This is a genomic window from Reyranella sp. (genome assembly GCF_004297405.1).
Taxonomy (GTDB): Bacteria; Pseudomonadota; Alphaproteobacteria; order Reyranellales; family Reyranellaceae; genus Reyranella.
In genome coordinates this window covers 134,151-157,480 of sequence record NZ_SCVC01000036.1, presented here as the reverse complement: position 1 = coordinate 157,480, position 23,330 = coordinate 134,151, and the positions used below count along the sequence as shown (strand labels likewise).

The window sequence follows — 23,330 nt, the reverse complement described above, 5'->3', positions numbered from 1 at the left end:
CCTCCGGAACAGAAGGGCGCATGTGCCTCAACCGGGGCGGGAGACATGGCCTGCCGGCCCTGCTATAGCCGCGGCTCGTTTAAACTGGAACGGCGATGACGGACGTGGCTGAACGGCGGAAGCGAGGACAGGAGAAGGCCGGCGGCTGGGGCGAGACCGTCCGTACGGTCGTCTACGCCGTGCTGATCGCACTGGTCGTGCGAACCTTCGCCATCGAGCCTTTCAACATTCCGAGCGGATCGATGATCCCGACCCTGCTGGTCGGCGATTATCTGTTCGTTTCCAAGTATTCCTACGGCTACAGCAAGCATTCCTTTCCGTTCTCGCTGGGGGTCTTCTCGGGACGCATCTTCGGCTCGCCGCCGGAGCGTGGCGACGTCGCCGTCTTCAAGTATCCCGGCGACCAGGGCCAGGGCGTCAACCGCACGGACTACATCAAGCGCATCGTGGGCATGCCGGGAGATCGCATCCAGGTCACCAACGGCATTCTCCATATCAACGGCAAGGCAGTCGATCGGCAGCGCTCCGGCGATCATGTGAAGGGCACCAACGGCCACTATCAGAAGGGTACGCTCTACCGCGAGACGCTGCCCAACGGCCGCAGCTACACCGTGCTCGAGTACATGGACAACGGTATGGCCGACAACACGCCGGAGTTCCTGGTGCCCGCCGGCAACTACTTCGTCATGGGCGACAATCGCGACGATTCGCTCGACAGCCGAACGCGCCTCATGCTGCGCGACTTCTCCGGCTCGACGCGCGATCGCGACCAGCTTGGCTGGTACGTGCCCTCGGAAAATCTCGTTGGTCGGGCCGAGTTCATCTTCTTCTCGCATGATCCATCGGCCGCGGGTTGGCTGGAGCCGTGGAAATGGCCCGAGGCAATACGCTGGAACCGCTTCTTCATGGCCATACACTGAAGCCGACCGACGCCGATCTGGCGGCGCTGTCGGAAGGTCTAGGGCACGATTTCGCGCGTGCCGAGTTTGCCGCTGAAGCCCTGACGCACCGCAGTGCACTCGACCGCCGCCCCGAACTGAAAGCTGCGTTCCCTCAGGGCAACGAGCGTCTGGAATTCCTGGGCGACCGCGTGCTGTCGCTGGCGATGGCCGACCTTCTGATGAAGCGCTTCCCCCACGAGCGCGAAGGCGAGCTGGCGCGCCGGCACGCCGCTCTAGTGCGGGCGGAAACCCTGGTCGAGATCGCGGGCGCGATCGGCCTCGGTCCACACCTGCGCTTGGGTGACTCCGAGCGCGCTCATGGCGACAGCATCCAACCCAATATCCTGGCGGACGCCCTCGAAGCGCTGCTGGGCGCCGTCTATCTCGATGCCGGCTTCGACCGAGCGGCTGCCTGCGTGCAGAAGCTGTGGGGCGATCGGCTGAGCCAGCAGGGCGCCGCACCGCCGCGCGATCCCAAGACCGCCTTGCAGGAATGGGCCCAGGCGCGGCGTCTGCCGCTGCCGAGCTATCGTGAAGTCGATCGCGAAGGACCGGCGCACGCACCTGTCTTCGTCGTCGATGTCGCGATCAAAGGCCACGAGCCGGCGCGCGGCCGTGGCGGCAGCAAGCGCGAAGCCGAACGGCTGGCGGCTTTTACTCTTCTCGAACGGCTGGACCGGTCATGACCGAACTTCTCACGCGCGCCGGCTTCGTTGCCGTGGTCGGTGCTCCTAATGCTGGCAAGTCGACCCTGGTGAACGGCCTCGTCGGCTCGAAGGTGAGCATCGTCTCGCCCAAGGTGCAGACCACGCGCATGCGCGTAATCGGCATTGCCATGGCCGACCTGCCCGACGGCGCGCGCGCCCAGGTCGTGCTCGTCGACACACCGGGCATCTTCCGTGTGGCCAAGCGCCGCCTGGAGCGGGCGATGGTGGCGGCCGCCTGGCAGGGCGCGGAGGATGCCGATGTCGTCGCGCTGGTCGTCGATGCCGAGCGTGGCATCGGACCCGAGACCGAAGCTATCGTCGAGCGGCTGAAGCAGTCGCGTGCGCCGCGCTATCTGGTCCTGAACAAGATCGATCTCGTGCATCGCGAAAAGCTGCTGGCGCTCACGGCCGAGCTCAACGCCCGCGTGCCCTTCGAGCGCACCTTCATGGTGAGCGCACTGAAGGCCGACGGCATCAACGATCTTCTGACCGCCTTGGCCACTGCCGTGCCAGCGGGACCGTTCCTCTATCCCCAGGATCAGGCGGCCGACCTGCCGTTGCGCCTCCTGGCGTCCGAGGTGACGCGTGAGCAGGTCTTCCTGCAGCTCCATCAGGAACTGCCCTACGAGGCGGCGGTCGAAACCGACAAATGGGAAGACCGGCCAGACGGCAGCGTGCGGATCGAGCAGACGATCCATGTCCAGCGCGATGGCCAGCGCGCTATCTTCCTGGGCAAAGGTGGCGCGCGCATCAAACAGATCGGCGCGCGGGCCCGCCACGAGCTCGGCCAGATGCTGGAGCGGCCCGTGCATCTCTTCCTGCACGTTAAGGTGAGCGAGCGCTGGGCCGACGATCCTTCGCACTACCGCGCAATCGGATTGGATTACGAACCCTAGGTCGGCGCCAGTTCGAGCGTGTGCAGGATGCCGCCTGCCGCGTCGCGGTGGGTGACCGTCATCACGCGCGCGCGGCCGTCGATCTTGACGTGACCGAAATGGCAGGAGCCTTCGAGTGGCGACAGATCGATCCGGCTGGGAACTTTCTGGAAGACGATTTGCGGCCCGAAGGTGTGATCGAGTGCATTGGGCCCGAAGCCGCCGGCGCAGAGCGGCCCTGAGACGAACTCGTAGAACGGCGTGAAGTCGGAGAAGGCCGCGTGCGCCGGGTCGTAGCGGTGCGTGGCCGGATAGTGCACGTCGGCAGTGATCCAGTGCACGTTGCGAATATCCTCGCGCTTGATGAAGGCCAGCAGGCCGGCGATCTCGAGTTCGCGGCCAAGCGGTGGTCCGTCATCGGCGTTGGCGGGGCCATCGGCGCCCGTCTTGGTGCGCCAATCGTCATAGACGGCAAGGCCCAGCGGCATGTCGGCTGCGATGATCTTCCAGGTGGCCTTCGATGACCTGAGCGCCTGCTTCAACCAGGTGAGCTGGTCGTTGCCGAGATAGGCGGTGTTCGAGGCAGCAACGGTGTTCGGTCCCCGGAAGCTGCGCATGTCGAGGCGGAAAAGATCGAGATGCGGGCCGAAGGAGAAACGGCGATACAGCCGCATCGGTCCATCGAGCCCGTCGGCCAGGGGCATGTATTCTCGGAAGGCCCGCTCGGATGCGGTCGCAAGGGTGCGGGCATCCTTCACCCTGTAGCGAGCATCGGCGTCGAGACGTTTCTCCCAGGTCCAATTGTCGACGACCTCATGGTCGTCCCACAGCGCCACCATCGGCACCTCGGCATTGAAGCGGCGCAGATTGTCGTCGAGGAAATTGTAGAGGTGATTGCCGCGGAACTCGGCCAGGCTTTCGGCGACCTTCGACTTCGCCTCCGTGACGAGGTTCTTCCAGACGCGGCCGTTGGGCAGCTTCTTCTCGGTGCTGAGCGGATTGTCGGCATAGATCGTGTCGCCGCAATGGATGAAGAAATCGGGCACGAGACGACGCATCGACTCGTAAATCGTCATGCCGCCGATCTCGGGATTGATGCCCCAGCCCTGGCCGACCGTATCGGCCGACCAGACGAAGCTTACGTCGGCATCGGAAGCGGGTGGCGTGCGGAAACGGCCGACGACCGGCTCGCTCAGGGTCTTGAGATCGCCAAGGTCGAGATAGGTGACGCGATAGAAGATCGTCTGTCCCGGCGGCAGATCGACGAGACGCAGGCGCGAGGTGAAGTCTGTCGCCTCGAGCGCCGAGGGTCCCTCAAGGCGCTTTGCATCGGTAAAGCTCTCCGTCGTTGCATAGGCGACGATCATGCGGGCCGGCCGGTCGGCGCGGCTCCAGATCGTTGCTCCATCGGCCCCGACATCGCCGGCCTGCACGCCTTGCAGGAGACGCGGCCGGCTCGCTGTGGCGGTCTGGGCGAAGAGGCGGGGCGGGAAGGCGGCGAGGGCGCTGGCGCCCAGGAGCGTGCGCCGTCTCAATCGGGACATGCCACAACCTAGCGCGATTTGGCCAAACGCGGCATACACACGCATGGATTGGACAGACGATGGCATCGTGCTGACGGCACGGCTTCACGGCGAAAGTGGCCTCGTCGTGTCGCTGCTGACGCGCGAGCATGGTCGCCACTCGGGTTTCGTGCCGGGTGGCATCTCGCGCCGCGCCCGTCCGGTCTGGCAGTCCGGCAATCTGGTCGAGGTGGCCTGGCGAGCCCGGCTCTCCGAACAGCTCGGCAACTATTCCGGCGAACTGCGCGAAGCTCATGCCGCGCAGGTGCTCGATAGTGCAGTCGAACTGTCGGGGCTGGCAGCGGCTTGTGCTGTCATCGATGCTGCTCTTCCCGAGCGCGAGCCGCATCCGGCGATGTTCGACGGGTTTCGTGCCTTCCTGGGGGTACTGGGCCATCCCGGCTGGCCTGCCATCTACGTGCGACTCGAGTTAGGCCTGCTGCAGGAATTGGGCTTCGGCCTCGATCTCGAAAAATGTGCAGCCACCGGGACAACCGAAGACCTGGCCTATGTCTCGCCCAAGACGGGCCGGGCAGTGTCCCAGGCGGCCGCCGGCCCCTACAAAGAGAAGCTTTTGCCGCTGCCCGGCTTTCTATCCACTGGCGGTTTACCGTCCGATGACGATGAGCTGCGCCTGGGCCTCGACCTGACGGGCTATTTCCTCGAACGGCACGTGTTTTGGCCACACAACAAGCCCTTGCCTCCCGCGCGGTCGAGATTTATGGAGTCGCTCCAACGCTAGAATAACAACGGCCGTGGCGAGAATTGCGGCCGCTTCCCCTCACGTCCGGTAAATGGCAAAGCGCAACAACGTCGTTCCACTCGCGGCGGTCAAGCCGGTGCAATTCGGGCAAGCGCTCCAGGAGCGCTACCTGTCCTATGCTCTGTCGACCATCATGTCGCGGTCGCTTCCCGATGTGCGCGACGGGCTGAAGCCGGTGCATCGCCGGCTGCTCTATGCGATGCGCCAGCTCCGGCTCGACCCCAACAGCGCCTTCAAGAAGAGTGCGCGCGTGGTCGGCGACGTGATCGGCCAGTATCACCCGCACGGCGACCAGTCGATCTACGACGCACTGGTGCGCCTGGCGCAGGAGTTCGCCGCCCGCTACCCGCTGATCGAAGGCCAGGGCAACTTCGGCAATATCGACGGCGATAACCCGGCCGCGATGCGTTACACCGAAGCGCGCCTGACCGCCGTTGCAGAGGCGCTGCTGACGGGCATCGACGAGAACGCTGTCGACTTCCGGCCCAACTACGACGGTTCGACCGAAGAGCCGATCGTTCTGCCCGGCGGCTTTCCCAATCTGCTGGCCAACGGCGCGGCCGGCATCGCCGTCGGCATGGCGACCTCGATCCCGCCGCACAACGCCGGCGAGCTGTGCGACGCGCTGCTGCATCTCATCAAGACGCCGAACTCACGCATCGAGACACTGGTCGATCTGGTGAAGGGACCGGACTTCCCGACCGGTGGCATCCTTGTCGAGCCGCGCGAATCGATCGTCGAAGCCTACAAGACGGGCCGCGGCGCCTTTCGTCTGCGTGCCAAGTGGGAAGTCGAACAACTGCCGCGCGGCCAGTACCGGATCATCGTCACCCAGATCCCGTATCAGGTCCAGAAGGGCAAGCTGATCGAACGCATTGCCGAAATCATCAACGCCAAGAAGCTGCCGATCCTCGAGGACGTGCGCGACGAGTCGGCCGACGACGTGCGTATCGTGCTGGAGCCGCGCACCGGCAATGTGCCGGCCGAACTGCTGATGGAGCAGCTCTTCAAGCTCAGCGACCTTGAGACGCGCTTCCCGCTGAACCTCAATGTCCTCGACAGGGACAACACGCCACGCGTGATGAACCTGCGCGAGGCGTTGCAGGCCTTCCTCGATCATCGTCGCGAAGTGCTGGTGCGGCGCTCGACCTTCCGCCTGGCCGAGATCGAACGGCGGCTGGAAATCCTCGACGGCTACCTGATCGCCTATCTGAACCTCGACAAGCTGATCAAGATCATCCGCGAGGAGGACGAGCCCAAGCCGAAGATGATCAAGGCTTTTGGCCTCACCGATCTGCAAGCCGAGTCGATCCTGAACATGCGGCTGCGCGCGTTGCGCCGGCTCGAAGAGTTCGAGATCCGTGGCGAGCACAAGAAACTCTCTGCCGAGCGGAAGACCCTCAAGGAACTGCTGAAGAGCGACGATCTGCAGTGGAAGGCGATCGCCGAGGAAGTTCAGGAGACCAAGAAGAAGTTCGGTGGCAAGACCGAACTCGGCCGTCGCCGTACCGAGCTGGCCGATGCACCGGCCGAGATCGAACACGCGATCGAGGACTTCGTCGAGCGCGAGCCAATGACGGTGATCCTGTCGGAGAAGGGCTGGATCCGCGCCGCCAAGGGGCATCTCGACGACAAGGCGGCCGCCGAACTCAAGTTCAAGGAAGGCGATGGGCCGCGCTTCGCCATCCACGCGCAGTCGACCGACAAGGTGCTGGTGTTCGGCACCAATGGCCGCTTCTACACCCTGGGCTGTGACCGCCTGCCAAGCGCGCGCGGCCATGGCGAGCCGCTCCGCCTGATGATCGAGCTCGGCAACGAGCAGGACGTCGTGCAGCTCATGGTGCTGGGCGGCGGACGCAAGTTCCTCGTGGCCTCGGATGCCGGCCGCGGCTTCATCGTGCCGGAAGACGATGTCGTGGCGCAGACCAAGAACGGCAAGCAGGTCCTGAATCTCGCCGACAAGGAGAGGGCGCAGGCCTTTTCGATCGTGCCTGAGGGCGCGGATTCAGCGGCGGCACTGAGCGAAGGCCGCAAGCTGCTGATCTTCCCGCTGGACCAGATTCCCGAGATGGGCCGTGGCCGCGGCGTACTGCTGCAAAAGTCCAAGGGCGACCAGTTGTCGGATGCGCAGGCCTTCAAGCTTTCCGAAGGTTTGCCGTGGGGCAACCGGGTGATCCCGGCCAACGAGCTGAAATTCTGGCGTGGCGAGCGCTCGCAAGCGGGACGCATGCCGGAGAAGGGCTGGCCACGGGCCAAACGGTTCAAGGACTGAGAATGGACCTCACGCTGATCTGGAAAGCGCTGCTGATCGGCGTTGTCGAAGGCCTTACCGAATTCCTCCCGGTTTCCTCGACCGGCCACATCATCCTTGCCGAGGCGGTGCTGGACTTCCAGGGGCCGCCCGGCAAAGTCTTCGAGATCGTGATTCAGCTCGGCGCGATCCTGGCCGTCTGTTTCCTCTATCGCCGCAAGATCTGGACGACCGCGTCCGGTGTCATCGAACGCGAGAAGTCTGCACTGCGTTTTGCAACGGCCATCGTCATCGCATTTCTTCCAGCGGCGATCGTCGGCGTGTTTGCGCACAAGTACATCAAGTCGGTGCTGTTCGATCCCATGGTCGTGGCGATCGCGCTGATCGTGGGTGGTGTCGCGATCCTGATCATCGAGCGTTACGCGCAGCGCCCGCGCATCAAGTCACTCGACGAAGTCGACTTCAAGACCGCAGTATTGATCGGGCTTTGCCAGTGCTTTGCCATGATCCCGGGCGTCAGCCGCGCCGGCTCGACGATCATGGGGGCGCGTGTTTTTCGCGTGGATCGTGCGACAGCGGCAGAGTTCTCTTTCTTCCTGGCGATGCCGACGATGCTCGGGGCGACCGTCTACGACCTCTACAAGAACTGGTCGACCTTGAACTGGGACCATGGCGGCATCATTGCCCTGGGCTTCATCGCGGCGTTCGTGGCGGCGCTCCTGGTGGTCGGTGCCTTCGTGCGTTTCATCAGCCGTCACGGCTTCACTGTCTTTGCCTGGTATCGCATTGCAGTGGGCGCATTGGCGCTCGCCCTATTGCTCATGCATTGAACCTTTCGTCCCGCGCGGCGTGCGTGTCATAAGGCGCGCAATTCGGGCGGCATGTCATGCCGTTCCGCCACACGAGTGGAGTCCAGGTTCAATGCAACGTCGTAAGTTCATCCGCACGGCCGGCATCGGCACGGCCACGGTGGCAGCCGCCGGCACGCTGGCCGCGCCCGCCATCGCCCAGTCCTCGCCCGAGTTGAAGTGGCGCATGGCGTCGAGCTTCCCCAAGGCGCTCGACACGATTTTCGGCTCGGCCGAGATCTTCACCAAGTACGTTTCTGAAGCGACGGACGGCAAGTTCCAGATCCGCCTGTTCGCGGCCGGTGAGATCGTCCCGGGTCTGCAGGTGGCGGATGCCGTGCAGAACGGCACGGTCGAGATGGGTCACACCGCGTCCTACTACTATGTCGGCAAGGACCTGACCTTCGCGCTCGACTGCGCGGTGCCGTTCGGCCTCAACGCGCGCCAGCAGGATGCGTGGATGAACTGGGGCGGCGGTCGCCAGCTCATGAACGACTTCTTCAAGGACTACAACATCTACGCCATTCCCTGCGGCAACACCGGCGCGCAGATGGGCGGCTGGTTCCGCAAGGAGATCAAGACCGTCGACGACCTCAAGGGCCTGAAGTTCCGCGTCAGCGGCTTCGCGGGCGAGGTGCTGACGAAGCTCGGCGTGGTGCCGCAGCAGATCGCCGGCGGCGACATCTATCCTGCGCTGGAGAAGGGCACGATCGACGCCGCTGAGTGGGTCGGTCCGTACGACGACCAGAAGCTCGGCTTCAACAAGGTTGCGCCGTTCTACTACTACCCTGGCTGGTGGGAAGCCGGCCCGCAGCTCTCGGCTTACGTGAACACCGCGAAGTGGGCGGAACTGCCGAAGTCCTACCAGGCGATCGTGGAGGCGGCGGCTGCCAAGGCGCACACCTCGATGCTCGCCAAGTACGACGCGCAGAACCCGAAGGCCGTGCGTGAGCTGGTCGCCGCCGGCACCAAGCTGATGCCATTCTCGCCGCAGGTTCTGGAAGCCTGCTACAACGCGACAAACGAAGTCTTCGCCTCGCTCAACGAGAAGAACCCGAAGTTCAAGAAGATCTTCGAATCGTGGAAGCCGTTCCGTGCCGAGGAGGTGCTGTGGTTCCGCGTTGCCGAGAACACGCTGGACAACTTCATGGCGCGCCAGTCGGCGGCCAACAAGCTCTGATCGGCCTGGTCCGAGACGACCTGGAAACCCCGCTTCGGCGGGGTTTCTTCCTTTTTGGCCCTATTGCGCCATGCGATAATTCTCTCGTCGTAAAAAGCGGCTCACCTCGAAGAGGTGGGTCAAAGCAAAAAGCCTTAGGGAGAATCTCCAAGATGCAACGTCGCAAATTCTTGCGCACGGCTGGCGTCGGCGGCGCAACAGTGGCCGCGGCTGGCACGCTCGCAGCACCTGCCATTGCCCAGTCCTTGCCCGAGGTGAAGTGGCGCATGGCCTCGAGCTTCCCGAAGTCGCTCGATGCGATCTACGGCGCCGGCGAGTTCTTTGCCAAGCGGGTCGCAACACTCACCGATAACAAATTCCAGATCCGATCCTTCGCTGCGGGCGAGATCGTCCCGGGCCTGCAGGTCCTCGATGCCGTGCAAAATGAGACCGTCGAGTGCGGCCACACGGGCGCCTACTACTATGTCGGCAAGGATCCGACCTTCGCCTTCGATACTGCGTTGCCGTTCGGCCTCAACACTCGGCAGCACAACGCCTGGGTCTATCACGGTGGCGGGCTCGAGCTGATGCGTGAGTTCTACAAGGACTACAAGATGACGTCCTTCCTGGTGGGACACACGGGCGCGCAGATGGGCGGCTGGTTCCGCAAGGAGATCAAGACGCTCGATGATCTGAAGGGCTTGAAGTTCCGTGTCGGTGGCTTTGCCGGTCAAGTGTTGGCGAAGCTCGGCGTGGTGCCGCAGCAGATCGCTGCCGGCGACATCTATCCGGCGCTGGAGAAGGGCACGATCGATGCCGCCGAGTGGGTTGGCCCCTACGATGATCTGAAACTCGGCTTCTACAAAGTAGCGCCTTACTACTATTACCCTGGCTGGTGGGAAGGCAGTACGGCGGTCTCGCTCTATTGTGGCGACAAGGCATTCGCGGCCCTGCCGCCGATGTACAAGGAGGCGATCTCGGTCGCAGCTGGCGACACGGTGGGGTGGTCGCTCGCCAAGTACGATGCACAGAACCCGCGCGCGTTGCGGGAGCTGATTGCGGGGGGCGCAAAGGTCCTGCCGTTTCCGCAGACGATGATGGAAGCGGCCTTCAATGCCGCAAACGAGATCTACGCCGAGACCAGCGCCAAGAATCCGAAGTTCAAGAAGGTCTACGATTCCTGGAAGCCGTTCCGTGCCGAGGAGGTGCTGTGGTTCAGGGTGGTCGAAAACACTTTTGACAACTTCATGGCGCGACAATCGGCAGCCGATAAGCTCTGACTCCAAGTCTTTGAAAAACCAATGTAAAACCCCGCCTTTGCGGGGTTTTCTGTTTGCCTTCAGGGAGGCGGCAACTAGCTTTCCATCGCCGTTGCGCTATGCGATAAACCGCCGCCGCAAAATGCGGTTCGCGTGGCAAAAGACGCGTTCAAAGTAAGAGATTTTAGGGAGTTCTCTCAGATGCAACGTCGCAAATTCATGCGCACCGCCGGCGTCGGTGGCGCGACCGTGGCTGCTGCCAGTGCGCTCGCCGCGCCAGCAGTTGCCCAGTCCCTGCCCGAGGTGAAGTGGCGCCTGGCTTCGAGCTTTCCGAAGTCACTCGACACGATCTACGGCGCCGGTGAGTTCTTCGCCAAGCGCGTTGCCGCGCTGACCGATAACAAGTTCCAGATCCGTGTGTTCGCCGCCGGCGAAATCGTCCCGGGCCTGCAGGTCGTCGATGCCGTGCAGAACGAGACGGTCGAGTGCGGCCACACCGCCTCCTACTATTATGTCGGCAAGGATCCGACCTTCGCGTTCGATACCGCGCTGCCGTTCGGATTGAACACGCGCCAGCACAATGCCTGGGTTTATCACGGCGGCGGGCTCGAGCTGATGCGTGATTTCTATAAAGAATACAAGATGACCTCCTTCCTGATGAGCCACACCGGCGCGCAGATGGGCGGCTGGTGGCGCAAGGAGATCAAGACGCCCGAGGACATGAAGGGCGTGAAGATGCGCATCGGCGGTTTTGCCGGCCAGGTGATGGCGAAGCTCGGCGTGGTGCCGCAGCAGATCGCTGGCGGCGACATCTATCCGGCACTGGAGAAGGGCACGATCGACGCTGCCGAATGGGTCGGTCCGTACGACGACCAGAAGCTCGGCTTCAACAAGGTGGCACCGTACTACTACTATCCAGGTTGGTGGGAAGGCTGCGCGGCGCTGTCGCTCTATTGCGGCAACAAGGCGTTCGACGCGCTTCCGCCGGCGTACAAAGAAGCCATCGCGGTGGCGTGTGGCGATACGGTGAGCTGGTCGGTCGCGAAGTACGACGCGCAGAACCCCAAGGCGCTGCGCGAGCTGGTGGCGGCCGGAACGAAGTTCCTGCCGTTCCCGCAGTCGGTGATGGAAGCCTGTTTCAACGCCTCCAACGAGCTCTACGCCGAGACGATCGCCAAGAACCCGAAGTTCAAGAAGGTCTACGATTCCTGGAAGCCGTTCCGGAACGAAGAGGTTCTGTGGTTCCGGGTTGCCGAGAACACCTTCGACAACTTCATGGCGCGCCAGTCGGCGGCCAACAAGCTCTAGGATCCGACCGGCCTATCGGTCGATGGAAGGCCCCGCTTCGGCGGGGCCTTTTGCTTTGTGCAGGCTTTGCCAGATTCCTTTTCCCGTGGCAGGGTGGTTCCGCTGAGTGGAATCAGCATTTTAGAACAGCAAGTCCTGTGGGAGGGACGTCCATGCAACGTCGTAAGTTCATCAAAACCGCCGGTTTGGGCGGCGCTACGGCTGTGGCCGCCAGCGTGGTAGCGGCACCGGCCATTGCGCAGTCGATGCCGGAGCTCAAGTGGCGCCTGGCGTCGAGTTTTCCGAAGTCGCTCGATACACTTTTCGGCGCGGCCGAGACCTTCTCGAAGTATTGCGCCGAAGTGACGGACAACAAACTCCAGATCCGTGTGTTCGCCGCTGGCGAAATCGTCCCTGGCCTACAGGTCGCCGACGCCGTGCAGAACGGCACCGTCGAGATGGGACACACAGCGTCCTACTACTACATCGGCAAGGATCCGACCTTCGCCTTCGACACGGCGCTGCCGTTCGGCCTCAACGCCCGCCAGCAGGATGCCTGGATGAATTGGGGCGGTGGCCGCCAGGCGGTGAACGAGTTCCTCAAGGACTACAACATTTACGGAGTGCCATGCGGTAACACGGGCTGCCAGATGGGCGGCTGGTTCCGTAAGGAGATCAAGACCGTCGAGGACCTCAAGGGTCTCAAGATGCGCATCGGCGGCTTCGCCGGACAGGTGCTCACACCGCTTGGCCTGGTGCCGCAGCAGATCGCCGGTGGGGACATTTATCCTGCGCTGGAGAAGGGCACGATCGACGCTGCCGAATGGGTCGGGCCCTATGACGACCAGAAGCTCGGCTTCAACAAGGTGGCGCCGTACTACTACTACCCCGGCTGGTGGGAGGGAGGGCCGCAGCTTTCCAACTTCATCAACCTCGCGAAGTGGAACGAGCTGCCGGCGATCTACAGGTCGGTGATCGAGGTGGCCTCGGCCAAGGCGCACACGCAGATGCTCGCCAAGTACGATGCCCTCAATCCCAAGGCGCTGCGCGAGCTCGTCGCCGCGGGCACCAAGCTGGTGGCCTTCCCGCAACCGGTGATGGAGGCCAGCCTCGAATCGGCCAACAAGCTCTATGCCGAGACCTCGGAGAAGAACGCCAAGTTCAAGAAGATCTACGATCAGTGGCGGCAGTTCCGGAACGAGGAGGTGCTGTGGTTCCGCGTGGCCGAAAACACCTTCGACAACTTCATGGCGCGCCAGTCGGCCGCCAACAAACTCTGACCCTCCGGCCTGTCCGGTGGAGGAAAAGCCCGCTTCGGCGGGCTTTTTCTTTGCGCCGGCTTTTTGCTAATGCCGCCCGATCATGTCAAATTGATTCCGCTGGACGGAATCACCGCCCGGCACACAAAACAAATGTTCCTGGGAGGAACACCATGCAACGCCGCAAATTCTTGCGTACTGCCGGCCTTGGCGCCGGTGGAGTTGCGTCTGTGAGTATGCTTGCCGCACCGGCCATCGCTCAGTCGATGCCGGAACTCAAATGGCGGTTAGCGTCCAGCTTCCCGAAGTCGCTCGACACGCTCTTTGGCGGTGGCGAGAACCTCGCCAAGTACGTCGCGGAGATGACCGACAACAGGTTCCACATCCGCGTCTTCGCGGCGGGCGAGATCGTGCCTGCCCTGCAGGTGCTCGACGCGGTGCAAAACGGCACGGTCGAAATGGGCCACTCGGCCGGCACCTACTATGTCGGCAAGGACCCGACTTTTGCCATCGACACCGCATTGCCGTTCGGCATGAACGCGCGGCAACAGGATGCCTGGATGAACTTCGGCGGTGGTCGCGAACTGATGGGCGATCTCTACAAGGACTACAATATCCACGCCATGCCCGCTGGAAACACCGGCGCGCAGATGGGGGGATGGTTCCGCAAGGAGATCAAGACGGTCGATGACTTCAAAGGGTTGAAGTTCCGCATTGCCGGCATCGCCGGGCAGGTTTGCGCCAAGGTCGGCGCCGTGCCGCAGCAGATCGGGGGCGGCGACATCTATCCGGCCTTGGAGAAGGGTACGATCGATGCCGCCGAGTGGGTCGGCCCCTACGACGACCAGAGGCTCGGCTTCAACAAGATCGCTCCCTATTACTACTACCCTGGCTGGTGGGAAGGCGGGCCGCAGACGTCGGCCATGATCAACATCGGGAAGTGGAACGAATTACCGAAGGGCTACAGGGCGGTCCTCGAGGCCGCAGCGTTCCGCGCGCACACCACCATGATCTCCAAGTACGACGCGGAGAATCCCAAGGCGCTGCGCGAGCTTACCGCAGCGGGCACCAAGCTGATGCCGTTCCCGCAGCCCGTGATGGAAGCCTGCTTCGCCGCCGCCAACGAACTCTACGCCGAGCTTTCTGCGAAGAACGCCAAGTTCAAGAAGGTCTACGAGTCGTGGAAGGTCTTCCGCAACGAGGAGATCCTGTGGTTCCGCGTGTGTGAGGGCACGTTCGACACCTTCATGGCGCGCCAGTCGGCCGGCAACAGACTCTGACCTTTCCGGCCTGTCCGGTGGAAAAGCCCCGCTTCGGCGGGGCTTTTTTATTGCCGGCCTTTGCAAAGGCCACGGGCTCATGTCAGGCTGATTCCGCCAGATGAAATAAAGTCTGGTCTACAAAAAACTCCCCAGGGAGGGGCACATGCAACGTCGCAGGTTTATCAAGACCGCCGGTGTGGGCGCTGTCGCCACGTCGGTGGCTGCACCGGCGCTGGCGCAAGCCATGCCGGAGTTGAAGTGGCGTCTGACATCGAGTTTTCCCAAGTCGCTCGACACGCTGTTCGGCGGTGCCGAGCATTTCTGCCGAAGGGTGGGCGAGATCACCGACGGCAAGTTCAAGATCACGCCCTTCGCGTCGGGCGAGATCGTACCGGGCTTCCAGGTGCTGGATGCGGTGCAGAACGGCACCGTCGAAATGGGCCAGACGGCGGCCTACTACTATATCGGCAAGGACATCACCTTCACCTTCGACACCGCCGTGCCGTTCGGCCTGAACAGCCGCCAGCACGTCGCGTGGTGGATGCATGGCGGCGGTCGCCAGGCGATGGACGAGTTCTACAAGGACTACGGCGTCGTCGGTCATCTGATGGGCGGTACGGGCGCCCAGATGGGCGGCTGGTTCCGCAAGGAGATCAAGACGGTCGACGATCTCAAGGGGCTGAAATTCCGTGTCGGCGGCTTCGCCGGCCAGATCCTCGGCAAACTCGGCGTCGTGGCGCAGCAGATTCCCGGTGGCGACATCTACCCAGCGCTGGAGAAGGGCACGATCGACGCCGCCGAATGGGTCGGCCCCTATGACGACGAGAAGCTCGGCTTCAACAAGGTGGCGCCTTACTACTATTACCCCGGCTGGTGGGAAGGGACGGGCATGGGCACCGCCTACATCAACCAGAAGCACTGGTCCGATCTGCCACCGATGTACCAGAAGGCGATCGAGGTTTCGGCCAACGAAGTCACACTCTGGATGCTGGCCAAGTACGATAACGGCAATCCCGCCGCGCTGCGGCGGTTGGTGGCGAGCGGCGTCAAGCTGCTGCCATTCCCCACGGCGGTCCTCGAGGCATGCTTCAACGCCACCAACGAAGTGACCAACGAGATCGTGGCCAAGAACGCCAAGTTCAAGAAAGTCTGGGACGTCTGGCGGCCCTATCGGTCCGAACAGGTGCTCTGGTCGCGCGTTGCCGAAGGTGGCTTCGACGGCTTCATGGCCAGGATGTATGGCGCCGGGAAAGTGTAAAATGTAGTCTGCCTGCAACTCTTTGGAGCCCCGTTTCGGCGGGGCTCCTTTTTTGGCATCCAAGCCGGCTCGTTACGAAACATTGCATATATTTAAGGGTTTCAGCAGGGCGCGGGCGCTTTTCAAACGGAATTCCGCATGCCAGTCTCGCCTCGCTAAGGAAGGTCATGAGGGCCTTTCCAAGGGAGGTACAAAGAGATGAAGCGTAGAAAATTCATCAAGACCGCGGGCGTGGGTGCCGCGGGCGTTGCCGCGGTGACGACCGTCGCCGCACCGGCCATTGCGCAAAGCATGCCGGAAGTGAAGTGGCGTCTGACGTCGAGCTTTCCGAAGTCTCTCGACACGCTGTATGGCGGTTCTGAACTCTTCGCCAAGATCGTCGGCGAGATGTCCGACGGCAAGTTCCAGATTCGGCCATTCGCTGCCGGCGAAATCGTTCCCGGCCTGCAGGTCGCCGATGCGGTGCAGAACGGCACCGTCGAGGCCGGCCAGACTGCGGCCTACTACTACTTCGGCAAGCATCCGAACTTCGTGTTCGAAACCGGCCTGCCGTTCTCGATGAACCAGCGGCAGTACTACGCTTGGCTGGAGTTCGGCGGCGGCCACGAACTGATCAACGAATTCTACAAGGAATACAATTTCCGCTCGATCACCTTCGGCGGCACGGGCTGCCAGATGGGCGGCTGGTTCCGCAAAGAGATCAAGTCGATGGAGGACATGAAGGGCCTGAAGTTCCGCGTCGGCGGCTTCGCGGGTCTCATCCTCACGCGACTGGGTGTGGTTCCGCAGCAGATCGCCGGTGGCGATATCTATCCGGCGCTGGAAAAGGGCACGATCGACGCCTGCGAATGGGTCGGTCCGTACGACGACGAGAAGCTCGGCTTCAACAAGGTTGCCAAGTACTACTACTACCCCGGTTGGTGGGAAGGCGCGTCGGTCGGCTCGCTCTACATCAACAACAAGGCATGGGACGAACTGCCCAAGCCGTACAAGGCGATGGTCGAAGCAGCAGCGGGCCGCGTCACGGCCTGGATGGTGCCGAAGTACGATGCCGGTAATCCGCCGGCGCTGCGTCGCCTGGTGGCGGCAGGCACCGAGTTACGGCCGTTCCCGCGGTCGGTCCTCGAGCCGTGCTTCCTCGAGGCCTACAAGTTCTACGATGAGCTGGCGGCCAAGGATCCGAAGTTCAAGAAGATCTACGACAGCCTGAAGGCCTTCCGCACCGACGAGAACCTGTGGTTCCGCGTCGCCGAGAACACCTTCGACAACTTCAACTTCTCGATGTCGGCTCAGGGACGCTAAGCGTCTCTAGCGAACGACCAGGCTAGAAAAGAAAAGCCCCGCCTGAAAAGGCGGGGCTTTTTGTTGTCTGGCTTTGCCTCAGTTCTTGGGGGGAATGCCGAAGACTGGAGGCGCCGCGTCGTCCGTGGGCGGTGCCTGGATCTCGATCTTGACCTTGCTGGGATCGACGCCGTGCGGCTTGTCGAGGAAGAAGGTCACGGTCTGCGGCACGAAGATCACGATCGCCACCATGACGAGCTGCAGAATCACCCAGGGAACCGAACCCCAATAGATGTCCGAACTCTTCACTTCCTTCGGCGCGACACTGCGTAGATAGAACAGCGCGAAGCCGAACGGTGGGTGCATGAACGAGGTCTGCACGTTGACGCAGATCATGACGCCGAACCAGATCAGCGCGGCATCGGCGCCGACCACCGGCGTCAGCAGCTTCTGCGCCACCGGCGCCAGCATCGGGATGATGATGAAGGCGATCTCGAAGAAGTCGAGGAAGAAGGCCAGGAAGAAGACGAACAGGTTGACGACGATCAGGAAGCCCCAGACGCCGCCCGGCAGGTTCGACATCAGGTGCTCGACCCACTGGTTGCCGTCGACGCCCTGGAAGGTGATCGAGAAGCAGGTCGCGCCGACCAGGATGAAAGCAACCATCGCGGTGATGCGCATCGTCGCCTGGAAGGCCTGCACGATCAGGTCGCGCAAGTCCTTCACCTGCCAGGCTCGCCAGCACAGCCAGATGATGGCGGCGAACATGATGGTGAAGGCGATCTTGAAGGGGATCGACTTGAACGCGACCATTCCGATCAATGCGCCAATGATCGCCGCGGCACAGCCGGCTCCGAACACGATGCGGTCGAACTTGGTGAGCGGTGCGTTGCGTACGACGGCCAACACGATGGCGCCGATCGTGCCCATGGCGCCGGCTTCCGTCGGCGTCGCGAGGCCCATCATGATCGTGCCCAGCACCAGGAAGATCAGGACGGCGGCGGGAATGATGCCCCAGGCGCACTTGATCAGCAGGGCCTTTCCGAACAGCGTGCGCGGCACGGGCGGCAGGGCCTCGGGCTTTATCATGGAGAGGTAGAAGGTGTAGATCGCGAACAGGGCGATCTGCAGCAGCGAGGGACCCCATGCGCCGAGATACATGTCGCCGACCGATCGGCCGAGCTGGTCGGCCAACACGATCAGCACCAGCGACGGCGGCACGAGCTGCGTGATGGTGCCAGACGCGGCGAGCACGCCGGTCGCATAGCGCATGTCGTACTTGTACCGGATCATCACCGGCAGAGTGATCAGCGCCATCGCGATGACCTGCGCCGCCACGGTGCCGGTGATGGCGCCGAGGATGAAGCCGACGATGATGGTCGAGTAGCCCAGCCCGCCCTTGATGGGGCCGAAGAGCTGGCCCATCGATTCGAGCATGTCCTCTGCCAACCCGCATTTCTCGAGAATGGCGCCCATGAAGGTGAAGAATGGGATGGCGAGCAGGAGCTCGTTCGACAGGATACTGCCGAAGACACGTCCGGGGATGGCCTGCATGAAGGCCATCGTGAAGTAGCCCATCTCGATGGACAGGAACCCGAAAAAGAAGCCGACCGCGCAGAGGGAAAAGGCGACCGGGTAGCCGATGATCATGAAGACCACCAGGCCGCCGAACATCAGCGGCGGCATCCACTCCAAGGGGATCATTGAGTGGGCCTCTCGTAGTGGGCTTCGAGACTGTCGACGGCAAATCCGTTGAGGAAAGCCACGCGCTTGATGAGTTCAGAGAGGCCCTGCAGGGCGACCAAAGCGAAGCCGACCGGCAACACCAGCTTGATCGGCCAGCGCAGCAAGCCACCGGCATTCGAGGAGTGCTCGAACACGTTGTAGGACTGCATGAAGAAGGGCCAGCTCAGCCACGCCAGGATGGCGCAGGTCGGCAGGAGGAAGAACAGTGTGCCGAGGATGTCGACCCAGAGCTGCCCGCGGCGGCTCAAGGTCATGTAGAAGAGGTCGACACGCACATGCTCGTTACGCTTCAAAGTGTACGAGGCGCCGAACATCACGATGACGGCGAACATATACCACTGCACTTCAAGCCAGGCGTTCGAACTGGTGTCGTAAGCGTAACGCACCATGGCATTGCCGGCGCTGACCACACAGGCCAGCAAGACAAGCCAATTACAGATGTATCCTATCTTCTCGTTTAACGCGTCGATCAGCGCGCTGAACTGCAGCAACAAGCGCATCCGTCCCCCTGCGTGCGAGTTATTTGATTGTCGACTGTGTCCGATCTCGCTCTCGGACAGCTTTTCTTAGCTTGGTCCGCCTAGCGACGCCAGCGGTCGGGAGTTTTTCTGTTTTCCACGGAGGTGCGTCAAGTCGCTCCACCGTCGCTTCACTGCCTATGCCGTGGGCAGTTCCATCCAGCCCTCGGGGCCGAAGAATTCCAGCGGCCGGAAGGCGCGCTTGTAGGCCATCTTGCTGGAATCGGCGATCCAGTAGCCGAGATAGACATAGGGCAGGCCGCGCTTGGCCGCGGCATTGGCCAGCCACAGGATCATGTGCGTGCCGAGGCCACGGCGCGGGTCCTGCGGGTCGAAGAAACTGTAGACGGCCGAGACACCGTTCGAGAGCCAGTCGACGAGACAGGCGCCGACCAGCCGACCTTCTGCCGAATCCTCGCGGAACTCGACGATTGCCGTCTCGACCGGGCTTTCCTCGACCATGGCGCGATAGTCGTCGAAGTCCATGTCCGCCATGTCGCCGTCGCGATGGCGCGTCAGCACATAGCGTGAAAACAGCGAGAATTGCTCGCCGGTCGCCAGGGCCTGGGTCTCGACGGCGTGAACATGCTCGTTGCGGCGCTGGATGCGGCGCTGGGCACGGCTGGGCTCGAAATCGCGGACCCGGATGCGCACCGGCACGCAGGCATGACAGCCGTCGCACAAAGGCTTGTAGACAAAGTGGTGCGAGCGCCGGAAACCGGCGTCAGTCAGCGTGTCATGCTGAGTGATGGCGTCAGGTCCGCTCAGCTCGGTGACGAGCTTGGTCTCCAGCCGATGCGGCAGATACGGGCATCGCATCGCCGGCGTCGTGCGGAAGAACCGCAGGGTTTGGATGTTCTGGCGGATGAACATGAGCTACCGGCTGCGAGTTTACCCCTCGGGCGAGGGAAGGAAAGCGACAGTTGCTCCGCCAAAGGTCGAGGGCGGCCACCTTTATCAGGGGGCGTCAAGGTCCTTGGCGACCGCGTGCCAACCGGCGGAAAGGTGCCAGCGCCAACCTGATCAGGCGCGGCAACATCCATATGAGGAGCACCACGAAGACGGCAAGTAGGCACAGAAAAGTGATCGGGTGAGCGATCGCGAGCGCCAGCCCACCAATTACTGTCACATCCTCGCCGAACGACGCCGCGACGTTGCTGAATGGTTCGGGCGAGGTGTTGATCAGGGCGCGCGAGCCGGTCTTGGCGACATGCGTGCCCACTGCCAGCGTTCCGCCCAGCAAGCCGGCGATGACGGCGATCTCTGGGCTGAGGCCGGTGGCGGCCGCATAGGCCAGCAGGAATCCCGCAGGAATCCGCACGAATGTCTGCAGCGCATCATTGATGCTGTCGACATAGGGGATCTTGTCGGCGAAGAAATTGAGCGCGAACAGGAGGGCCGCCACGCCCATCACCCAGGGCGAGGACAGTACCTGGAGGTCCTGGGGCAGGGCGACGAAGCCCAGCCGCTGGGCGACACCCAGGACCAGAACCGCAGCATAGGTGTTGAGCCCGCTCGCCCAGCCGGCGCCGAGTGCAACGGCGATGGCGGCGAGGGTTTCGGCGCTCATCGCAGGAACGTCACAGGGCCCGCCGCGCCTTCAACGCGGTCGCGAGCGTGCCGTCGTCCAGCCAGTCGAGCTCGCCGCCGACCGGCACGCCATGCGCCAAGCGCGTCAGCGGCACGTTCAGCTCGCTCAGCCGCTCCGCCAGATAGTGAGCGGTGGTCTGTCCGTCGACGGTGGCGTTGGTCGCCATGATGACTTCGCGCACACCGCCCGCCGCCACGCGCTTCACGAGAGCCGCGATGTTGAGTTCGTCAGGCCCGATGCCATCCAGCGCGGAGAGCGAGCCGCCCAGCACATGATAGCGGCCCTGGAAGATCTTGCCGCGCTCCAGGGCCCAGAGATCGCCGACATCCTCGACGACGCAAATCAGGCCCGCATCGCGCCGCGAGTCGGCGCAGATCGAACAAGGGTCAATGGTGTCGAGATTGCCGCAAACCGTGCAGCTGCGAATGGCGCGCGCCGCATCCGCCAGCGCCGTGCCCAGCGGCTGCATCAAGGTCTCGCGCTTCTTCAGGAGATGCAGCGCAACGCGACGGGCCGAGCGCGGACCCAACCCGGGCAAGCGGCCCAAAAGCTGGATTAGCCGCTCGATCTCGGGGCCATTCATTTAAAGCTTGAAGCCGGGAGGCAGGGGCAGGCCACCGGTGATGCCGCGCATCTGCTCCTGCACGGTCTGCTCCACCTTGCCGCGTGCGTCGTTGGCGGCGGCCACGATCAAATCCTCGACCACGCCCTTGTCTTCGGCCTTGAACAGCGAGGCGTCGATTTCGACCCGCCGGGTCTCGTTCTTGCCGTTGACCGTGACCTTGACCAGCCCGGCGCCCGAGGAGCCGACGATCTCCAGGCGCTCCAGCGCCACCTGAAGCTCCTGCATCTTCTGCTGCATCTGTTGGGCCTGCTGCATCAGGCCGCCGAGGTCTTTCAACTTGTCGAACATCAGAACTCACTTTCGGGAATGTCGTCGTCGGCCGGGTATTCTTCGGCGGGCGGCGGCTCCTCGCCGACGAACTCGCCGAGACCGGCAACTAGGGACGTCTGATCGCCCTTGCGCCGGACTGCATCCAGCTTGGCGCCCGGGAAGGTCTTGAAAATAGCCTGCACCACCGCGTTGTTCTCCGCCGAGGTGCGCAGATCGTCGGCCTTGCTCGCTTTCTGGTCGACGAGCGTCGGCTTGCCTTGGGCATTGGAGACCGAGGCAAGCCAGCGCCGGCCCGTCCACTGCGTCAGCAGTTCGCCCAGCCGGGCCGCGAGATCCGTCGGCGCCTTCTGGGTAGGGCGGAACTCGATCACGCCAGGCTCGCAGCGCACCTCGTGCACGTAGTGCATGAGGCTGTGCACCAGCCGGGCCTCGCGCTTGCTTTCGAACAGCGCGACTACTTCGGTGAAATTGCGCGGCGCGGGCGTGGCCTGGGCCGGCTGCGCGGCAACGGCCGTCACAGGCTGTGTCGCGAGTCTCGCGGCCGCACCGCCACCTCCGCCGCCACGCGGCGCCGGCGCGCCGGCTCCGTTCGTTGTCGCGGCGCCGTTCTGCAGTACCTTGATTGCGTCGGAGGGCGAGGGCAGATCGGCGACATAGCACAGCCGGATCAGCGCCATTTCGGCGGCACGCTGCGGCGAGGGCGCTGCCAGCGTTTCCTGCAGGCCCTTCAAGAGCAGGGTCCAGGCGCGTGTCAGCGACGCCATGGAAAGCTTGCCGGCCATGGCGAGGCCCTGGGTACGTTCGCTGTCGGCCGACGCGGCGGCAGCTTCTGGCGCGATCTTGAGACGCGTCACCCAGTGGGTGAATTCGAGCAGGTCCTGCAGCACGACCACGGGATCAGCCCCGGCGTCATGCATTTCTGCGAGCGCCGCAAGCACTGCCGGCGCATCGCCGCGCATCGTCTTCTCGAACAGCTCGAGCACGCGGCTGCGGTCGGCGAGACCCAGCATGTCGCGCACCTGCGCGGCATCGACCACGCCGCCGCCATGGGCGATCGCCTGATCGAGCATGGAAAGGCCGTCACGTACCGAGCCGTCGGCGGCGCGCGCCAGCAGGGTCAGCGCCTCCGGTGAGATCTCGACTTTCTCTTCCTGGGCGATGTGGCTGAAGTGCTGGACCAGCGTTTCCTGCGGCACGCGCTTCAGGTCGAAGCGCTGGCAGCGCGACAGCACCGTTACCGGCACCTTGCGGATCTCGGTGGTGGCAAACAGGAACTTCACATGCGGCGGCGGCTCTTCCAGCGTCTTCAGCAACGCGTTGAAGGCCTTCTCCGACAGCATGTGCACTTCGTCGATGATGTAGACCTTGTAGCGCGCCGAGACCGGCCGGTAGCGCACGCCCTCGATCAGCTCGCGCACGTCGTCGATGCCGGTGCGCGACGCGGCGTCCATCTCGATCACGTCGACGTGGCGGTCCTCGGTGATTGCCGTGCAGTTGTCGCAGACGCCACAGGGATCGACAGTGGGGCCGCCCTTGCCGTCTGCACCGACGCAGTTCAGCGCACGGGCGATGATGCGCGCGGTCGTGGTCTTGCCGACGCCGCGCACGCCGGTGAGCATGAAGGCGTGGGCGATGCGGCCCGTGGCGATGGCGTTGCGCAGGGTGCGCACCATCGCCTCCTGGCCGACCAGGGTGGTGAAATCGACGGGACGGTATTTGCGGGCGAGGACACGGTAGGGAAGTGCGGGAGCTGCGGGTGCCGCGACGTCCTTGGTCCCATCATCGGCACCAGTGCCTTTGGAGGCTTTCGCCATGGCGGTCCTACCCGGTGGTGCGCCGTGGCCCCTTCAGGCCCGGCGGTCGTCGCG

At 63.4% G+C, this 23,330-nt stretch carries 21 protein-coding genes; 13 read left to right on the top strand and 8 right to left on the bottom strand.

The window, feature by feature from the left end; genetic code table 11:
* Nucleotides 1-95: 95 nt before the first annotated feature.
* The 3 genes from lepB to era are packed head-to-tail and all read left to right on the top strand — an operon-like array spanning nucleotide 96 to nucleotide 2,544.
* Entirely contained in the window at nucleotides 96-920 is an 825-nt protein-coding gene (lepB, locus tag EPO50_RS23720) for a signal peptidase I (protein ID WP_296348134.1), read from the top strand.
* Complete coding sequence (rnc, locus tag EPO50_RS23715) at nucleotides 872-1,627, top strand: ribonuclease III (protein WP_296348132.1); 756 nt, start codon at nucleotides 872-874, stop codon at nucleotides 1,625-1,627. The genes lepB and rnc overlap by 49 nt, the downstream gene beginning before the upstream one ends.
* Nucleotides 1,624-2,544, top strand: coding sequence for a GTPase Era (era, locus tag EPO50_RS23710; protein ID WP_296348131.1), 921 nt, complete (start codon nucleotides 1,624-1,626; stop codon nucleotides 2,542-2,544). The genes rnc and era overlap by 4 nt, the downstream gene beginning before the upstream one ends.
* On the opposite strand, the gene EPO50_RS23705 is transcribed toward era, so the two are convergent.
* Nucleotides 2,541-4,067, bottom strand: a complete 1,527-nt coding sequence (locus EPO50_RS23705; protein WP_296348129.1) for an alkaline phosphatase D family protein — start codon at nucleotides 4,065-4,067, stop codon at nucleotides 2,541-2,543. The genes era and EPO50_RS23705 overlap by 4 nt on opposite strands.
* A 43-nt stretch (nucleotides 4,068-4,110) precedes the next feature.
* On the opposite strand from EPO50_RS23705, the gene recO reads away from it, so the two are divergent.
* The 10 genes from recO (at nucleotide 4,111) to EPO50_RS23655 (ending at nucleotide 16,733) form a co-directional block, all read left to right on the top strand.
* Nucleotides 4,111-4,827 (top strand): DNA repair protein RecO, encoded by a 717-nt coding sequence (gene recO / locus EPO50_RS23700; protein ID WP_296348127.1) that lies wholly within the window; start codon nucleotides 4,111-4,113, stop codon nucleotides 4,825-4,827.
* 52 nt (nucleotides 4,828-4,879) lie between these two features.
* On the top strand, nucleotides 4,880-7,120 hold the full coding sequence (gene parC, locus EPO50_RS23695) for a DNA topoisomerase IV subunit A (protein WP_296348125.1): 2,241 nt from the start codon (nucleotides 4,880-4,882) through the stop codon (nucleotides 7,118-7,120).
* Nucleotides 7,121-7,122: 2 nt separating this feature from the next.
* Nucleotides 7,123-7,929 (top strand): undecaprenyl-diphosphate phosphatase, encoded by an 807-nt coding sequence (locus EPO50_RS23690; protein ID WP_296348122.1) that lies wholly within the window; start codon nucleotides 7,123-7,125, stop codon nucleotides 7,927-7,929.
* A 91-nt stretch (nucleotides 7,930-8,020) separates the two neighbouring features.
* Complete coding sequence (locus EPO50_RS23685; protein WP_296348120.1) at nucleotides 8,021-9,127, top strand: TRAP transporter substrate-binding protein; 1,107 nt, start codon at nucleotides 8,021-8,023, stop codon at nucleotides 9,125-9,127.
* A gap of 152 nt (nucleotides 9,128-9,279) precedes the next feature.
* The gene (locus tag EPO50_RS23680) at nucleotides 9,280-10,386 is read left to right on the top strand and encodes a TRAP transporter substrate-binding protein (RefSeq protein WP_296348118.1); all 1,107 of its coding nucleotides are present in this window, start codon (nucleotides 9,280-9,282) and stop codon (nucleotides 10,384-10,386) included.
* Nucleotides 10,387-10,566: 180 nt separating this feature from the next.
* On the top strand, nucleotides 10,567-11,673 hold the full coding sequence (locus tag EPO50_RS23675) for a TRAP transporter substrate-binding protein (RefSeq protein ID WP_296348116.1): 1,107 nt from the start codon (nucleotides 10,567-10,569) through the stop codon (nucleotides 11,671-11,673).
* 152 nt (nucleotides 11,674-11,825) lie between these two features.
* Nucleotides 11,826-12,932 (top strand): TRAP transporter substrate-binding protein, encoded by a 1,107-nt coding sequence (locus tag EPO50_RS23670; RefSeq protein ID WP_296348114.1) that lies wholly within the window; start codon nucleotides 11,826-11,828, stop codon nucleotides 12,930-12,932.
* 152 nt (nucleotides 12,933-13,084) lie between these two features.
* The gene (locus EPO50_RS23665; protein ID WP_296348112.1) at nucleotides 13,085-14,191 is read left to right on the top strand and encodes a TRAP transporter substrate-binding protein; all 1,107 of its coding nucleotides are present in this window, start codon (nucleotides 13,085-13,087) and stop codon (nucleotides 14,189-14,191) included.
* Nucleotides 14,192-14,336: 145 nt separating this feature from the next.
* The gene (locus EPO50_RS23660) at nucleotides 14,337-15,431 is read left to right on the top strand and encodes a TRAP transporter substrate-binding protein (RefSeq protein WP_296348110.1); all 1,095 of its coding nucleotides are present in this window, start codon (nucleotides 14,337-14,339) and stop codon (nucleotides 15,429-15,431) included.
* Between the two features lie 198 nt (nucleotides 15,432-15,629).
* Complete coding sequence (locus EPO50_RS23655) at nucleotides 15,630-16,733, top strand: TRAP transporter substrate-binding protein (protein WP_296348108.1); 1,104 nt, start codon at nucleotides 15,630-15,632, stop codon at nucleotides 16,731-16,733.
* 78 nt (nucleotides 16,734-16,811) lie between these two features.
* Here the strand turns inward: EPO50_RS23655 and EPO50_RS23650 are convergent, their stop codons facing one another.
* The 7 genes from EPO50_RS23650 to EPO50_RS23620 all read right to left on the bottom strand — a co-directional run bounded on the left by EPO50_RS23650 (nucleotide 16,812) and on the right by EPO50_RS23620 (nucleotide 23,276).
* The gene (locus EPO50_RS23650; RefSeq protein ID WP_296348106.1) at nucleotides 16,812-18,416 is read right to left on the bottom strand and encodes a TRAP transporter large permease subunit; all 1,605 of its coding nucleotides are present in this window, start codon (nucleotides 18,414-18,416) and stop codon (nucleotides 16,812-16,814) included.
* Nucleotides 18,413-18,958 (bottom strand): TRAP transporter small permease subunit, encoded by a 546-nt coding sequence (locus tag EPO50_RS23645; protein ID WP_296348105.1) that lies wholly within the window; start codon nucleotides 18,956-18,958, stop codon nucleotides 18,413-18,415. The genes EPO50_RS23650 and EPO50_RS23645 overlap by 4 nt, the downstream gene beginning before the upstream one ends.
* A 156-nt stretch (nucleotides 18,959-19,114) precedes the next feature.
* The gene (locus tag EPO50_RS23640) at nucleotides 19,115-19,849 is read right to left on the bottom strand and encodes an arginyltransferase (protein ID WP_296348103.1); all 735 of its coding nucleotides are present in this window, start codon (nucleotides 19,847-19,849) and stop codon (nucleotides 19,115-19,117) included.
* Between the two features lie 94 nt (nucleotides 19,850-19,943).
* Nucleotides 19,944-20,546 carry a DUF4126 domain-containing protein gene (locus tag EPO50_RS23635; RefSeq protein ID WP_296348101.1) on the bottom strand — a complete coding sequence of 201 codons (603 nt, stop codon included), beginning with the start codon at nucleotides 20,544-20,546 and terminating at the stop codon, nucleotides 19,944-19,946.
* Nucleotides 20,547-20,556: 10 nt separating this feature from the next.
* Nucleotides 20,557-21,150: a recombination mediator RecR gene (gene recR, locus EPO50_RS23630; protein ID WP_296348099.1), complete on the bottom strand. Its 594-nt coding sequence runs from the start codon at nucleotides 21,148-21,150 to the stop codon at nucleotides 20,557-20,559.
* Entirely contained in the window at nucleotides 21,151-21,480 is a 330-nt protein-coding gene (locus EPO50_RS23625; protein WP_367268060.1) for a YbaB/EbfC family nucleoid-associated protein, read from the bottom strand.
* Entirely contained in the window at nucleotides 21,480-23,276 is a 1,797-nt protein-coding gene (locus tag EPO50_RS23620) for a DNA polymerase III subunit gamma/tau (RefSeq protein WP_296348096.1), read from the bottom strand. Before EPO50_RS23620 ends, EPO50_RS23625 begins: the two co-directional genes overlap by 1 nt.
* Between the last annotated feature and the right edge of the window lie 54 nt (nucleotides 23,277-23,330).